Below are 14,595 nucleotides of genomic sequence, written 5' to 3'. Positions count from 1 at the left end.
GAGCGCTGTGCCAACTCGGGGCAGCGGGGGTAGGTCGCTGAATAGGTTGAATAAATCTGTTTCGAGCGACCTCAGCCGGTGTTGTCCCTGAGGAGCGAAACTGCCGCCCGTCGGCAGATTTTGCCGGGCTGTTTACGGGCCGTTAACCATAAAACGGCGAATGTGGCGCATCGATCACCCGGATTGCTTCCGATGCGCATCTACGGACCGAACGGCACCATGCTTGGAACGCCGGCCAGCCAGGCTAGGCGGACGAGCTCCGGCGGCTTCGTGCTACCCGACACCTCGTCGGCGCCGGAGACGCGAGGCGCCGCCGCACCGAAGGCGGCCGCCAACATCGACGGGCTGCTGGCGCTGCAAGGCATCGAAGAGGATCCGATCGAGCGTCGCAAGCGCTCGGTCGTGCGCGGAAAGACCGCGCTCGATGTGCTCGACGATCTCAAAATGGGACTTCTCTCGGGCAAGCTCGACGCCTCGACCGTGATGCGGCTGCGTGACGCTGCGGCAAACCTGAAATCGTCCTCCGGCGACTCCGGCCTGGATTCGGTGCTGTCGGAGATCGAGCTGCGAGTCGAGGTCGAGCTCGCCAAGGCCGGGCAGGCATAGGGTCCTACGCCGCTTCATCCTTCAGGTGCGCGTCGTAGCGGCGCTGGGCGGCGAGCACGTCTTTCAGATTCTGTTCGGCCCAATCGCGCAGCGGATCGACGGCTGCGGCGAGCGTCACGCCGAGCTGCGTGATCGAGTATTCCACGGTCACCGGCACGGTTGCGATGGCGTGACGCTTGATCAATCCGTCGCGTTCGAGCGACTTGAGAACCTGGCTCAGCATCTTCTGCGAAATGCCTTCGATCGTGCGGCGCAACTGATTGAAGCGCATCGGTTCCTCGCGCAGCAGCAGCAGGATCAGCACCGCCCATTTGTCACCCACGCGGTCGAGGATCTGTCGCGTGGGGCAGTTCGCTGCATAGACGTCTGGCTTCATCGTCGGGTCCTCACGATCCATTCCGCTCATTTGCCGGCCGCCGCCGGTTACTCCTGCGTAATCAGGTAAGCACAAAGTGCTCTCTTAACACCAGCGCTCTTTGCGATATCTAGTCACCATTGGTTACTACAGAAGCGAAGGAACCTTCCATGAAAATCGCAGTTGCCGGCGCCTCGGGCCGGGCCGGGTCGGAGATCACCAAAGAACTGTCCCATCGCGGCCACACGGTTACGGCCATCGCCCGCAACCCCGAGAAGATCGCGGCCTTGCCGAACGTCACGCCCACCAAGGGGGACGTGCTCGACCAGTCAGGCCTTGCCAAGTTGTGGGCCGGGCACGACGTCGCCGTGAGTTCCGTACACTTCCTGGCCAGCGACGCGCTCAAGCTGATCGGCGCGGCCAAGGACTCGAAGGTTGGTCGTTACCTCGTCGTCGGCGGAGCCGGTAGCCTGGAGGTCGCTCCGGGCGTCAAACTGGTGACAACTCCCGGTTTTCCGCCTCAGTACAAGGCTGAGGCGGAGGCGGGTTCGGCCTTTCTCGACCTGCTGCGGCAGGAAAAGGCACTGAACTGGACTTTCATCTCGCCGTCGGCCCTGTTCATCGAGGGGGAGCGCACCGGCAAGTTCCGGCTTGGCACCGATCAGCTTCTCGCAGATGCGAACGGCAAAAGCTGGATCACCTTCGCGGATTACGCCATCGCGCTCGCCGACGAGATCGAGCGACCGGCCCATGCGAGGCAACGTTTCACGGTCGGCTACTAGGCCTACGGCCGCTCCCGGGCCCTTCAGGATAAACCTTTCCTGTGCAAGGGCTTGGGGGCGCCGGTCGGGCTATCAGGGAAACATTGTCTGTCACAGGAGGCCGCTATATAACGCCCCGCTCAGCGGACCCCGTTCCGCGTACGAGTCGTTGCTTAGACAGATAGGCCGCCCTTGGAAAAGTTGAAAAACTACCGACCGACCGAAAAAGAGCCTTTCATGAACGACAGGCAGAAGGAGTACTTCCGCTTGAAGCTCCTCGCCTGGAAGGATGAGATCCTCAAAGAGTCCAAGCTCACCCTGCAAGCCCTGCAGGAGGAGAACGTGAACCACCCCGATCTCGCCGATCGGGCATCGTCCGAAACCGACCGCGCCATCGAACTCCGTGCCCGCGACCGCCAGCGCAAGTTGATCGCCAAGATCGACGCCGCGCTCCAGCGTATCGAGGACAACACCTACGGCTATTGCGAGGACACCGGCGAGCCGATCTCGTTGAAGCGGCTCGAGGCCCGTCCCATCGCGACGCTCTCGGTGGAGGCGCAGGAGCGCCACGAGAAACGCGAGAAGGTCTATCGCGACGAATAGAGTCCGAGCCGCAGCGATGCGGCTCTTTGTTTTTGAACGCAAGGTGCGCCTTTTCGCGCCGTGATCAGCATTTTGCCTGTCGCTTGCAACCGCGCGTTCGACGCGCGAGCGCAATCACGAAAAGTGAATCGCGATCAATGGGCTAGACTCAACTCCTCCGAGCTCACGTGAGTTCGGATGAGAAACAGCCTTCACTTCAGGTGCGGGAGGTTTTGCGAGTCGCATCAAGGACATCGACTCGAATGCTGAGGCACTGATCCAGCAGCTTCACGCGTTGCTGCAATCAGGCCTGGTGCGACGCTGCAGGGTACGCATCCTCATAAAGCCCGGACCAGCTCAATATTTCCTTAAACGCCGGCGCCGCCCGTGAGGCTTGCCGTGATGTGGCCGGCCAGCGTCCGCATCTCATCCAGCTTGGGCCGGCAATGACGTGCTGCCGCGCGGCCCCCTGCGCTTGTCACGCCCCGGCGGGGATGCTGAAGTGCCGCCCTCGATTGTGGTGTGTAGGAGCGGGCGCCGATGGACAGAATTCTCGCAGCCGCAAAGGCGATCGCGCTGGCACGCCGCAACCATGCGCCGCTCGCGGCGCTCGAAGTTCCTCCCGCCGATGAAGCCGAGGGCTATCAGGTCCAGCGCGCGCTGCACGATCTGCTGCTGCCGCATGCCGGCCCGCTCGTCGGCTACAAGATCGGCTGCACCAGCCAGGTGATGCAGGATTACATCGGCATTCCACACCCCTGCGGCGGCGGCGTGTTCCAGAAGGGCGTGCACGACAGCGGCGTGCGGCTCGCGGCTGCCGATTTTGTCCGCGTCGGCGTTGAATGCGAGATCGCGGTGCGGCTGAAGCGCAATCTCGCCGCCGGCGAGGCGCCATTCACGGCCGAATGGGTCGGCGAAGCCGTCGAGGCCTATCATCCCGCGATCGAGATCGTCGACGACCGCTATGTGAAGTGGGAAACAATGGGCGCGCCGACGCTGATCGCCGACGATTTCTTCGCCGCCGGCTGCGTGCTGGGCGAGGTCGTGCCGCGCTCGTCGGTGCCGGACCTGAAGGCGGTCAAAGGCCGCGCCATCGTCAACGGCGAAGAGGTGAGCCACGGCACCGGCGCCGACGTGCTCGGCCATCCGCACAACGCACTCGCCTGGCTCGCCAACCATCTCGCCGCCGAGGGCAAGGGTCTGCACGCGGGCCAGCTCGTTCTCACAGGGAGCCTGGTGAAGACGCTGTGGCTGAAAGCCGGCGACAAGGTGCGGGTGGAACTGGACGGACTGGGTACGGTGGAGGCGGAGTTTACGTGATCTCTCCGCGTCCTTGCGAGCGCAGCGAAGCAATCCAGAGTCCCTCCGCGGTGGCAGCCTGGACTGCTTCGCTGCGCTCGCAATGACGGAGGTTGGGGCAGCGGTGCCGCTACGATCGCGCATCTGGCCGGCTGTACGCAGCGGCACCATCGCCAAAATACATGCGGCCCTCGCCAGGGGAGCTAGCGAGGGCCGCGTCGTACATCGTCGTCCGCGCCTAGGTTCGCGAACACGATGTGGGAGCTCGGGAGAAGCTTAGAAGGGCAGCAGCACGTCCATGACTTGCTGGCCGTAGCGCGGTTGCTGCACGTCCATGATCTGGCCGCGGCCGCCGTAGGCGATGCGGGCCTGCGCGATCTTGGTGGAATCGATGGTGTTGTCGCTCTGGATGTCTTCGGGACGGACGATGCCGGCGACGATGAGCTCGCGGATTTCGTAGTTGACGCGGATTTCCTGCTTGCCTTCGACCACGAGGTTGCCGTTGGGCAGGACCTGGGTGACGACGGCCGCGACGTTGGTCTGCAACGCTTCCTTGCGGTCCACGCTTCCTTTGCCCTCGCTAGACGCGGTCGAGTCGGCGGTGAGGATGCGGCCGGGCAACACCTTCTGCGCTTGGGCGCCCAATGTCTTGGCTCCGATAAAGTCGGTGATCCCGGAATCTTCCTTGTTGGTGCGGCTGCGCTGGGTGTCGTTTTCGATGTTGGCCTTGTCGGTGATGTTCACGGCCACCGTAAGGAGATCGCCGACCTGATGGGCGCGCTGGTCCTTGAAGAAGGCGCGACTGCCGTTCCGCCACAGCGAGTTCGGATTGTAGGAGGCGACTTCCGGCTTCGGCATCGGCATCTGCACCGGCTTGTAACCGGGCTGCGTCGTCGGATTGTCGATCGCCGACAATTTCGGCTGCTCGCCGATCTGCGACAAACGGTCGATCGATGAGCAGCCGCTCGCCAGCGCGCAAGTCGCCAGCAGCAGGGCAGAGATCGCGATGCGACGGGGACGAAAAGCCGAACTGAACCTGGACATGACTTACTCTGACTTGGCTGGAGCTTGCGAGACGCGAACTTGCGGGATCTGGGCTTGCGCGATCTGGTTCGGGGATGCCGGGGTCTGGACCAGGTTCCGGACGAGGGCTGCGGTATCGACCGGGGCGGGCGCCTCGTCACGCTTGAGCGACGAGGTCTGTTCGACCGCAGCCGGCATCGGCGCGGCTTGGCTGGCGCCCTGGACCGTCACCTGGCCGCGGCCGGTGACGACGCCGCTCAGCGTGCGCTTGGTCTGCAGGTTGAGCACGCTGATGGTGTCGCCCTCGGCGCCGCTCTCGATCGCCTTGCCGCGCGTGGTGAGGTAGATTCCGGGGACCTGGTAGATGACGGTGACGTTCTGGTCGCGCTGCACGAAGTCGGGCTTGACGATGTCGGCGACGCGGATCGGCGTCCCCGCCCGCATCGGCCGGCGGAGCTGCATGCCGAGCGTGCGATCTCGCGAGGCGGCCTCACCCGTGACCTCGGCCTTCGGCCGGCGTTCCATGGCGACGTCGGAGGCCTTCAGGAGATCGACACGATCGATGTCGCGCGTCAGCACGGCCACTTCCACCGTTTCGATCGCGGTACCGGTGAAACGCAGCTTGGTCGGTGCCGGATTGTTGTCGTTGTTGATCTCGAAGGCGATGTCGAAACGGCCGCTGCGGGCGTCGTAGCGGGTTGCGACTGGCTGCAGCACGCCGGTGTTGGAGGCATCCAACCGCATGTCGGCAATGCCGCGGTCGAACGTGACGGTGATGTTGGCGGCGTCGCCAAGTCCGAAGCGGTGCTCGAGCGCCGAGGCGACCGCGGTTTCGAGGTCCTTGTTCACGAGCGTGCGGGCGAGACGGGTGACCTGGACCTCCTTGATGTCGCCGGTCATCACGCCGATCACCTGTTTTGCGCGCAACACCGCCAGCACCTGGGCGACTGGCAGCGCACCGGTGGTGCCGAGATCGGGCGAGCGGTAGAGCGGGATCAGCGCGGCCGAGCCGGCATTGTCGATGAGATCGCCGACCCGCACCACGTCCGAGGTCACGGTGATGCTCGCGCGCAGCGTCGGCGTCGCGATGAAATCGTCGGCGGCCCGTGCGGGCAGCGCCAGCACGAGGAGAGCGGAGATGGTGGCGAGGGTGGTCCGGATCATCGTCATCACCTCAGCGGAACAACGCCGTGGTCGACTGCATCATCTGGTCGGCGGCGCTGATCACCTTGGCGTTCATCTCGTAGGCGCGCTGGGCGGCGATCAGGTCGCTCATTTCCGAGACGACGTCGACATTGGCCTGCTCGAGGCTGCTCTGGGTGATATTGCCGAAACCTTCGGAGCTCGCGGTACCGTCCTGCGGCGGGCCGGAGGAGGGCGTCTCGGTGAACTGATTGTTTCCGACCGGCTGGAGGCCCGCCTTGTTGATGAATCGGGTCAGGCCGATCTGGCCCTGGACGGCCGAGGTCGACGAACCCGGCAGCGTCACCGAGACCTGGCCCTGCACGTTGATGGTGAGGCCCGAGGCGTTGTTCGGGATCGTGATCGTCGGTTGCACCGGGTTACCCTGCGCGGTGACGATGCGCCCCTGATTGTCCATCTGGAAGGTGCCGTCGCGGGTGTACTGGTAGCTGCCGTCGGGCATCAGGATCTTGAAGAAGCCTTCGCCCGTGATGGCCATGTCGAGGTCGTTGCCGGTCTGCGACAGCGTGCCCTGGGTCATGCTGCGCGGGGTGCCGACGGTCTTGACGCCGCCGCCAATATCGACGCCGACCGGCAGAATCGTGCCCTGGTCGGATGACTGGGCGCCGACCCGGCGGACGTGTTCGTAGATCAGATCCTGGAACGCCGCGGTCTGCTTCTTGAAGCCGGTGGTGCGCAGGTTCGCGATGTTGTTGGAGATCACCTGAACGTTGAGTTCCTGTGCCGCCATTCCGGTTGCTGCGGTGTGAAGCGCCTGCATGTCAGTTCTCCCTCAATCAGGCCGGAACGTCGGCGAGCTTCTCGATCGCCGATTTGTGCATGTCACTCTGCTGCTGGAGCAGGTTGGCGATGGCGGTGTAGCTGCGCATGACTTCGACCATGCGGCTCATCTCACCGACCGAGTTCACGTTCGACTTCTCGACATAGCCCTGCTGCACGGTCGACTTGGTGTCGGCCTGCGAGACCGCGGAGCCGATGTTGTAAAGGTTGGCGCCGAGCTTCGTCAGCTTGGCCGGATCGTCGAACGAGGCCATGCGGATCTTGCCGCGGATCGAGTCGTTCTTGGCCGTGCCCTCGAGCACCGTGACGGTGCCGTCCGGCGCGACGTTGATGTCGTGATCGGTCGGCTGGAAGGTGATCGGGCCGCCGGTGCCCAGCACGAGGTTGCCGTCGGAGGTGACGAGCTGGCCGGTGCTGTTGAGCGAGAATTTGCCGTCGCGGGTGTAGCGCTCGGCGCCATTGGCCTGCACGGCGAAATAGGCGTTGCCGCTGATCGCCATGTCGAGCGGATTCTTGGTCGGCTCCATCGGCCCCTGGCCGACGTCGCGGAAGGTGCCGCGGTCCTGCACATAGGAGACCCGGCGGTCGGAGCCGACGAAATTGTCCTCACGCGCGTTCGAGTTGAGGTACTCCTCGAACAACGAATGGTCGGCCTTGAAGCCGTTGGTGTTGGCGTTGGCGACGTTGTTGGCGATGACATCCATCTGCCGTTCCAACGTCATCTGTCGTGACAAGCCGATCAGAAGCGCGTTCTGCATCGGAAATCTCCCCTGAGTGAGATCCGCCAGCTCGCTCTCCCAAGCGCATTGGCCGATCCCGTGAACGAGACCTCGGGTTCTCCCAAACCCAGGGTCTCGATCCTTTCTCAGCGAAACTCGTGCCAAACCGAAAAAGATTGTAATTTCAGAGACTTGTCTATTTTTCGAGGGCGCGGGGAGGCGGCAGAAACGGTCTGTTAGCCATGTTTGCCCGGCAGATTTTTCCTAGCGAAGGCCCAATCGAAAGGTTCCGTTAACCATTATTACCGTAGCGTTTGGGCGTAAGAGGAGCACTGCGCTGGGGCATTTGTATCGCGTCACTGTCTGCCAGGAGCTTCGCTCTTTCGACCCCTTTGAGAGATGAGCGAGCGCGGCGATCATGGCAGAGAATGAAGCGGAAGGCGGCGCAGCCGCTGAGGGCGCGCAAGCTGCTCCGCCCAAGAACAAGTTCAAGCTGATGATCATGGCGGTAGGCCTGCTCGCCGTTCTCGGCGGCGGCGCCGCAACCTGGTTCTTCTTTTTCCGCCACGGCGACGACGAGCATCACGCCGAGGCGGCGCCTCCGCCGAAGCCGCCGTCTTTCGTCGAGGTTCCAGACATCATGGTCAACCTCGCCGGCGCGCCGGGCGAGCGCGTGCAATATCTGAAGCTCAAGATCGTGCTAGAGCTGAAGGAAGAGAAGCAGGTCGAGGCGATCAAGCCGACGATGCCGCGCATCACCGACATCTTCCAGACCTATGCGCGCGAGCTGCGCTCCTCCGACCTCAACGGTTCCGCCGGCATCTTCCGCCTCAAGGAAGAGCTGACCAAGCGCGTCAACGCGGCGGTCGCTCCGGTCCAGGTCAGCGCGGTGCTGTTCAAGGAAGTCGTGATCCAGTGAGCATGACGGGCTAGGGATCATGGCAGGCACCGACCAACCAGACCAGGATGCAATTGCCGCCCAATGGGAGGCCTCGCTCGATTCCGAGGATCCCGCCGAGGCCGCGAAGGCTGCTGCCGAAAACGAACTATCGGAGACCATGGCCCTGCAATGGGCGGCCATGGTCGAGGATGGCAGCCGCGATCTCGGCGCCGGCAAGAATTCCGGCGAACGGGTTCTGTCGCAGGAGGAGATCGACAACCTCCTCGGCTTCGCGGTCGGCGACGTCACGCTCGACGATCATTCCGGCATTCGCGCCATCATCGATTCGGCGATGGTCTCCTACGAGCGTCTGCCGATGCTCGAAATCGTCTTCGACCGCCTGGTGCGGTTGCTGACGACCTCCTTGCGCAATTTCACCTCCGACAACGTCGAAGTCTCGCTCGACCGCATCACCTCGGTGCGCTTCGGCGACTACATGAACTCGATCCCGCTGCCCGCCGTCCTCACTGTCTTCAAGGCCGAAGAGTGGGACAATTTCGGCATGGCCGTGGTCGATTCCAGCCTGATCTACTCGATGATCGACGTGCTGCTCGGCGGCCGCCGCGGCTCGAGCCAGCTGCGCATCGAGGGCCGGCCCTACACCACGATCGAGACAGAGTTGGTCAAGCGGCTGGTCGAAGTCGTCATGGCCGATGCCGAACAGGCGTTCAGGCCGCTCTCGCCGGTGACCTTCACCATCGACCGGCTCGAGACCAACCCGCGTTTCGCCGCGATCAGCCGTCCTGCCAACGCCGCGATCCTGGTGCGCCTGCGCATCGACATGGAAGATCGCGGCGGCAACATCGAGCTCCTGCTGCCTTACGCGACCATCGAGCCGATCCGGGGCGTCCTGCTCCAGATGTTCATGGGCGAAAAGTTCGGCCGCGACCAGATCTGGGAAGGTCATTTCGCCACCGAGATCGTCCAGGCCGAGATCTCCGTCGACGCCGTGCTCTACGAAGCCGACATCCCACTCAAGCAGCTGATGCGGCTCAAGGTCGGCGACACGCTGCCGCTGGACATGCGCGCGGATGCCAACGTCACCGTTCGCTGCGGCGACGTCACCATCACCGAAGGACGCATGGGCCGGGTCGGCGACCGCGTCGCGATACGGGTGACGAAACCCTTGCGCAAGCCAAGTACGACACTTGCGATGTTCGAAAAGGTCGACGAGCAGAACAAGATGATGGAGGCCCCATGAACCACTCCCTAGGAATGGCGATCGAGACGCTGGTGGCTATCCTGCTGATGCTAACCATCGTCTACTGCGTCACGCTCAACAAGCGACTGACGCGGCTGAAGGCGGACGAGCATTCGCTGAAGGCGGTCATCGGTGAGCTGATCACCGCAACCGAGATCGCCGAGCGCGCGATCGGCGGACTGAAGCTCGCCGTGCGCGACGTCAACGAGAACCTCGGCAGCCAGCTTGCGTCGGCGACCCAGATGTCCGAGCAGCTCTACAAGCAACTCGGCGAAGCCGACAACGTGGTGCGGCGGCTGTCCAAGATCGCAATCGCCGCGCGCCCCGTGACGAACCCGGAAATGCTCGCCGCGCCCGCAGCCAAGCCCTCGTCGGCGAAGGCGGTGGCGGCTGCGGCCGAAGCCTTCTCCGAACGCCGACGATCCAACGGTCTTGCCGCATAAAGTCAGGGTATGAAGTCTTTTCGCAACATCCGCGTCATTCCGATCGTGCTGGTTGCCGTCGCTGGCCTCGCCACGCTGAAGGTCACGGGTCTTGTGATCAATGGCGGCTATGTCTTCGACTACAAGCAGAGCCCGACCAAGAAGTCCTGGGCGCAAGAGAATTTGAACTTCCCGGCCAGCCGCGAAGATCCCGATATCACCGGCTCGACCCATGGCGCGCCGAAGGAGGCGCCGAAGCCGGCCGCACCGGACACCAAGTCCGAAGGCGCGGCGGTCAAGGAGGAAGCCCAGCCGCAGATCTCCGCCTCGGAGCGCGCGATCCTGGAACGCCTGCAGTCGCGTCGCCAGGAGATCGAGGCCCGCCAGCGCGAGATCGACATCCGCGAGAGCCTGTTGAAATCCGCCGAAAAGCGCATCGAAAACAAGGTCGAGGAGATGAAAGCGGTAGAAACCCGTATCTCCGCGACGCAGGCCGAGCAGAAGGCCGCCGAAGCCCAGCGCATGAAGGGCCTCGTGACCATGTATGAGGGCATGAAACCCAAGGACGCCGCGCGAGTCTTTGACCGGCTCGAGATGGGCGTGCTGATCGAGATCGCCTCGCAGATCGCGCCACGAAAAATGTCAGACATCATGGGATTGATGTCCCCGGAGGCCGCCGAGCGGCTGACGGTCGAGATGGCCCGCCGGGCCAATGGCGGCGGCGATCAGTCCGCTTCGGCCGGCGAGCTGCCCAAGATCGACGGCAAGCCGACGCAAAAGCCGAATTGAGGGCTCATACTTAAGAAGTCCTTAATTGCCAAAATCTACAGTCTGGGGCAGGGGCCGGCAGCAATGCCGGCGTGGACCGTCGAACCGGAAGAAATGCCGCCAATGGCGCGAGAGGCTGCCGCTGGATTTGTGTCGCGAGCCCGCGCCCTGGCGCGGAGGCTGTCGCGTCATGTCCGCGCGGCGCCGTTGCTGGCAGCGAGCCTGCTGATCGGCTTCACGACGCCTGTCCGGGCGGCCGATGCGATCCGGGGCGAGGCGACTTTCTCGGCCGGCGGCGGCTTTGCCCGTCTCGTGATCAAGCTCGGAGAGGACGTCCCCTCCGAGGTGACGACGGCCGGCTCCATTCTCGTCATCCGCTTCGACCGGGCGGTCGACGTGCCCGTCGACCGCGTCCCGGAAGGCGCGCCCGAGTACGTCAACTCCGCCCGCCGCGATCCCGACGGCGGCGCCATCCGGCTGTCGCTGGCGCGGCGCGTCACCGTCAACACCATGAATGCCGGCGAGCGAACCTTCATCGACCTCTTGCCGGAGGGTTGGAAGGGGCCGCCGCCGAGCCTGCCGATGGACGTCGTCAAGGAACTCGCCGAGCGCGCGCGCGTCGCCGAACGCGCGTTACGCGCCCAGCGCGCCGCGGCGGAGAGCAAGAAGCGTCCGCAGATCCGCGTGCGCGCCTCGGTCCAGCCGACCTTCGTCCGCTTCGTGTTCGAGATGCCCGACGGCGTCGGGGTGTCCTCCGTGCTCAACGAGCAGAAGCTCACGCTCGCCTTCAACGCCAACCTCAATTTCGATCTGGCGGACGCGGTCGTCGCAGCGCCGCCGAACGTCGCCTCGATCAAGCAGAAGGCCGACATCGACCAGACCAGTGTCGAGATCGCGCTGATCGGCGATTCCGACGTGCATTCCTTCCGCGACGAGAAGAACTACGTCGTCGACATCTCCTTCCAGCCGGACAAGGGCAAGATGGCCAATTCGGCCGAGGCTGCGATCGCGCAGGCCAAGCCCGCCGCCCATGGACCGGCGCCTGCACCTGAAAAGCCGGCGGTCGAGAAGCCGAAGGACGCGCATCGCGAGATCGCGCCGCCGACGTCCGAGACGATCGCGCGCGAAGCCAGGATCGACGTCAAGCCCGAGGTGAAGCCGGAAGCACCCTCCGCCATGCCGCCCGCTGAAGCGCCGAAATCGCTGCCGGCTCCTGCGGTCGAAGCTGCGCACGCTGCGCAAGCGCCCAAGGAAGCGGTCAAAGAAGCGGTCAAGGAAGTTTCAAAGACGGTCGCGCCAGTTGCAGAAACTGCGGTCGCGCCCGCCAAGCCGGTCATGGCCGAAGCGCCTCAAGAGGTCGTGAAGGAAGCTGCCAAGGAACCCGTCAAGGAACCCGTCAAGGAGCCGGCCACGGAGGCCCTCAAGGCTGCTCCAGCAGAGGCGCCCGCAGCTCCGCAGCCGAGTGGTGCCAGCGTCGATGTCCGCCGCGACAGCGACGGCCTGCGTGTGACCTTTCCGCTTCAGGTCGCAACGCCTGCGGCGGCGTTCCGCCGTGGCGATACCGTCTGGCTGGTGTTCGATACGGCGAAGCCGATCGACGTCGAGGCGATCCGCACCAGGGGCGGTGCGATGATCGGGGAAGTCGGCCGCGTCCCGCTCGAGAAGGGACAGGCGGTGCGCATCCGTCTCACCCGGCCGCTGGTCTATTCGCTGACGAGCGAGGAGGTCGGCAAGCAGACCAACTGGCTCTTGACCCTCGCCGACAAGATCCAGGCGACGCCGCTGCCGCTGATGATCTCGCGCAACATCACCGACCCGGCGCTTGCCAACATCGCGATCCCCTTCGCCAATCCGGGGCTCCTGCACAAGCTCACCGATCCCGATGCCGGCGATACGCTCTATGTCATCACCGCACAGCGGCCGGTGCGCGGCTTCATCAAGCGGCAGGATCTCGTTGATCTCGCGCTGCTGGAATCCGCGCATGGCATCGCGATCCGGCCAAATTCCGACGAGGTCGGCGTCGAGGTCGGGGCCGACAAGGTCATCCTCGGCAAGAAGGGCGGGCTGACGCTGTCGCCGGTCGACATCTCGGCCGAGCGCGCGCCGACCGCGGTGCGGCCGGTCTTCAGCCCCGAAGGCTGGCGCAAGGGCCAGTCGGAAAATTTCATAGCGCGCCAGAACGAGCTGATCACGGCGATCTCCAACGTCGAACCGGCGATGCGTTCGCTGCCGCGGCTCGACCTTGCGCAATTCTACATGTCGCGCGCGATGTATCACGAGGCCAAGGCAGTCACCGAATTGATGCTGGCCGATCCTCTCAACAAGGAGGAAAGCGGCGCGCTGATCATGCATGCGATCGCGAGCATCCTGATCGGCCGGCCGGCGCAGGGCCTGAAGGACCTCGCCAACCCCGTGATCGGCAACAGCCACGATTCCCAGCTTTGGAAGGCGCTCGCCTATGCGCGCCAGGGCAAATGGGCGGACGCGCGCGAGAAGTTCAAGAACGTCGAGTTCGCCATCGCCTCGCTGCCGCTCGACATCCAGCGCATCGTGACGATGGAGGCGATGCGCGCTTCGCTCGAGGTGAAGGACTATGCCGGCGCCTCCAAGCGCCGCAGCGAGCTCGAGGTGGTCGGCGTCTCGCCCGAGGCCGCGCCCGGCTTCGCCGTGCTGCGCGGCCGGCTCGCCGAGGCGCTCGGACACGACAAGGACGCGCTCGACGACTACAAGTTCGCGGTCGGCTCGTCCGACCGGCCGGCTGCGGCCGAGGCCAAGCAGCTCGAGGTCGCGCTGCGGCAGAAGCGCGACGAGATCGGCAAGGAAGACGCGCTGCGCGAGCTCGAAACGCTCTCGATGACCTGGCGCGGCGACTCGATCGAGGTCAAGACGCTCCAGATGCTGTCGCAGATGTTTGCCGAGAACGGGCGCTACCGGGACGCGCTCACCGCGGCGCGTACCGCGACAAAGCTGCAGCCGAACGCGGAAGCCTCGCGCCAGGCGCAGGACCTCGCCTCCGACCTGTTCACGCAGATCTTCCTGGGGCCCAAGGGCGACGAGCTGCCGCCGATCGAAGCGCTGGGGATGTTCTACGAGTTCCGCGAGCTGACGCCGATCGGCCGCCGCGGCGACGAACTGATCCGACGCCTCTCCGACCGTCTCGCCTCGATCGACCTGCTTGATCAGGCCGCCGAGCTCCTGCAATACCAGGTCGACCACCGCCTCGAAGGCGCGGCGCGTGCACAAGTCGCCGCACGCCTGTCCATGATCTATCTCGCCAACCGCAGACCCGACATGGCGATCACGGCGTTGCGCGCGAGCCGTATCAGCGACCTCTCAGGCGAGCTCAGGCAGCAACGCCTGCTGCTGGAGGCGCGTGCCCAGAGCGACGTCGGCCGCCACGATCTCGCGCTCGACATCGTCTCCAACGTTACAGGGCGCGAAGTGCTGCGCCTACGCTCCGACATCTTCTGGGCGGCGCGGCGCTGGCGTGAATCCGCCGAGCAGATCGAGCTTTATTACGGCGAGCGCTTCCGCGACTTCAAGCCGCTCAACGCGGTGGAGAAAAGCGACATCATCCGCGCCGCCGTCGGTTATGCGCTCGCCGACGACTCGATTGGCATGTCGCGCTTCCGCGAGAAATATGCGCCGCTGATGAGCGAGAGCGCCGATCGGCTCGCGTTCGACATCGCGAGCAAACCGACCGGCGCCTCCAGCGCGGAGTTTGCCGATATCGCCAAGCTGGCTGCCAGCGTCGACACGCTCGACGGCTTCCTGCGCGAGATGAAGCAGCGCTTCCCCGACGCCACCGCGCGCGCGCCGGCCTCTCCCCAGGCCAAGGACGAATCCGACCATACCGGCTCGCTGCCCACGATCCCGGTGGTGCGGCAGATCAAGATGACGCGGTAGGATCGCTGCTCCTTCCGGGCCTCGCGACAG

At 64.7% G+C, this 14,595-nt stretch carries 14 protein-coding genes; 9 read left to right on the top strand and 5 right to left on the bottom strand.

Annotated features, from left to right (window positions below; genetic code table 11):
- The first annotated feature begins 192 nt into the window (after positions 1–192).
- Positions 193–606 carry a flagellar assembly protein FliX gene (locus IVB48_RS14190; protein ID WP_247287347.1) on the top strand — a complete coding sequence of 138 codons (414 nt, stop codon included), beginning with the start codon at positions 193–195 and terminating at the stop codon, positions 604–606.
- Positions 607–610: 4 nt separating this feature from the next.
- Here the strand turns inward: IVB48_RS14190 and IVB48_RS14185 are convergent, their stop codons facing one another.
- Positions 611–982 (bottom strand): helix-turn-helix domain-containing protein, encoded by a 372-nt coding sequence (locus IVB48_RS14185; RefSeq protein WP_247287345.1) that lies wholly within the window; start codon positions 980–982, stop codon positions 611–613.
- Positions 983–1,131: 149 nt separating this feature from the next.
- Here IVB48_RS14185 and IVB48_RS14180 point away from each other — a divergent pair, with 149 nt between their 5' ends.
- The 3 genes from IVB48_RS14180 to IVB48_RS14170 all read left to right on the top strand — a co-directional run bounded on the left by IVB48_RS14180 (position 1,132) and on the right by IVB48_RS14170 (position 3,624).
- The gene (locus tag IVB48_RS14180; protein WP_247400449.1) at positions 1,132–1,743 is read left to right on the top strand and encodes an NAD(P)-dependent oxidoreductase; all 612 of its coding nucleotides are present in this window, start codon (positions 1,132–1,134) and stop codon (positions 1,741–1,743) included.
- Positions 1,744–1,959: 216 nt separating this feature from the next.
- Positions 1,960–2,325, top strand: coding sequence for an RNA polymerase-binding protein DksA (dksA, locus tag IVB48_RS14175; protein ID WP_008554760.1), 366 nt, complete (start codon positions 1,960–1,962; stop codon positions 2,323–2,325).
- A 519-nt stretch (positions 2,326–2,844) separates the two neighbouring features.
- On the top strand, positions 2,845–3,624 hold the full coding sequence (locus tag IVB48_RS14170) for a fumarylacetoacetate hydrolase family protein (RefSeq protein ID WP_247400448.1): 780 nt from the start codon (positions 2,845–2,847) through the stop codon (positions 3,622–3,624).
- A gap of 255 nt (positions 3,625–3,879) precedes the next feature.
- On the opposite strand, the gene flgH is transcribed toward IVB48_RS14170, so the two are convergent.
- The 4 genes from flgH to flgF are packed head-to-tail and all read right to left on the bottom strand — an operon-like array spanning position 3,880 to position 7,367.
- Complete coding sequence (gene flgH / locus IVB48_RS14165; RefSeq protein WP_027567596.1) at positions 3,880–4,647, bottom strand: flagellar basal body L-ring protein FlgH; 768 nt, start codon at positions 4,645–4,647, stop codon at positions 3,880–3,882.
- 3 nt (positions 4,648–4,650) lie between these two features.
- On the bottom strand, positions 4,651–5,790 hold the full coding sequence (gene flgA, locus IVB48_RS14160) for a flagellar basal body P-ring formation chaperone FlgA (RefSeq protein ID WP_247400447.1): 1,140 nt from the start codon (positions 5,788–5,790) through the stop codon (positions 4,651–4,653).
- A gap of 10 nt (positions 5,791–5,800) precedes the next feature.
- Entirely contained in the window at positions 5,801–6,589 is a 789-nt protein-coding gene (gene flgG / locus IVB48_RS14155) for a flagellar basal-body rod protein FlgG (protein ID WP_007602131.1), read from the bottom strand.
- 16 nt (positions 6,590–6,605) lie between these two features.
- Positions 6,606–7,367: a flagellar basal-body rod protein FlgF gene (gene flgF, locus IVB48_RS14150; protein ID WP_247400445.1), complete on the bottom strand. Its 762-nt coding sequence runs from the start codon at positions 7,365–7,367 to the stop codon at positions 6,606–6,608.
- Positions 7,368–7,746: 379 nt separating this feature from the next.
- Here flgF and fliL point away from each other — a divergent pair, with 379 nt between their 5' ends.
- The 5 genes from fliL to IVB48_RS14125 all read left to right on the top strand — a co-directional run bounded on the left by fliL (position 7,747) and on the right by IVB48_RS14125 (position 14,565).
- A complete protein-coding gene (gene fliL / locus IVB48_RS14145) occupies positions 7,747–8,247 on the top strand; it encodes a flagellar basal body-associated protein FliL (RefSeq protein ID WP_247287339.1) in 501 nt (166 codons plus the stop codon).
- Between the two features lie 19 nt (positions 8,248–8,266).
- Positions 8,267–9,469 carry a flagellar motor switch protein FliM gene (fliM, locus tag IVB48_RS14140; protein ID WP_027567600.1) on the top strand — a complete coding sequence of 401 codons (1,203 nt, stop codon included), beginning with the start codon at positions 8,267–8,269 and terminating at the stop codon, positions 9,467–9,469.
- Positions 9,466–9,912, top strand: a complete 447-nt coding sequence (locus IVB48_RS14135) for a DUF6468 domain-containing protein (protein WP_027567601.1) — start codon at positions 9,466–9,468, stop codon at positions 9,910–9,912. The genes fliM and IVB48_RS14135 overlap by 4 nt, the downstream gene beginning before the upstream one ends.
- Before the next feature lie 9 nt (positions 9,913–9,921).
- Positions 9,922–10,680 (top strand): flagellar protein FlbB, encoded by a 759-nt coding sequence (locus IVB48_RS14130; RefSeq protein WP_027567602.1) that lies wholly within the window; start codon positions 9,922–9,924, stop codon positions 10,678–10,680.
- 63 nt (positions 10,681–10,743) lie between these two features.
- Positions 10,744–14,565 (top strand): tetratricopeptide repeat protein, encoded by a 3,822-nt coding sequence (locus IVB48_RS14125; protein WP_247400443.1) that lies wholly within the window; start codon positions 10,744–10,746, stop codon positions 14,563–14,565.
- The last annotated feature ends 30 nt before the right edge of the window (positions 14,566–14,595 follow it).

The organism is Bradyrhizobium sp. 76 (assembly GCF_023073025.1).
Classification (GTDB): Bacteria; Pseudomonadota; Alphaproteobacteria; order Rhizobiales; family Xanthobacteraceae; genus Bradyrhizobium.
Note: the sequence above shows the minus strand (reverse complement) of the source record. Positions and strands in the feature narration are given on the sequence as shown.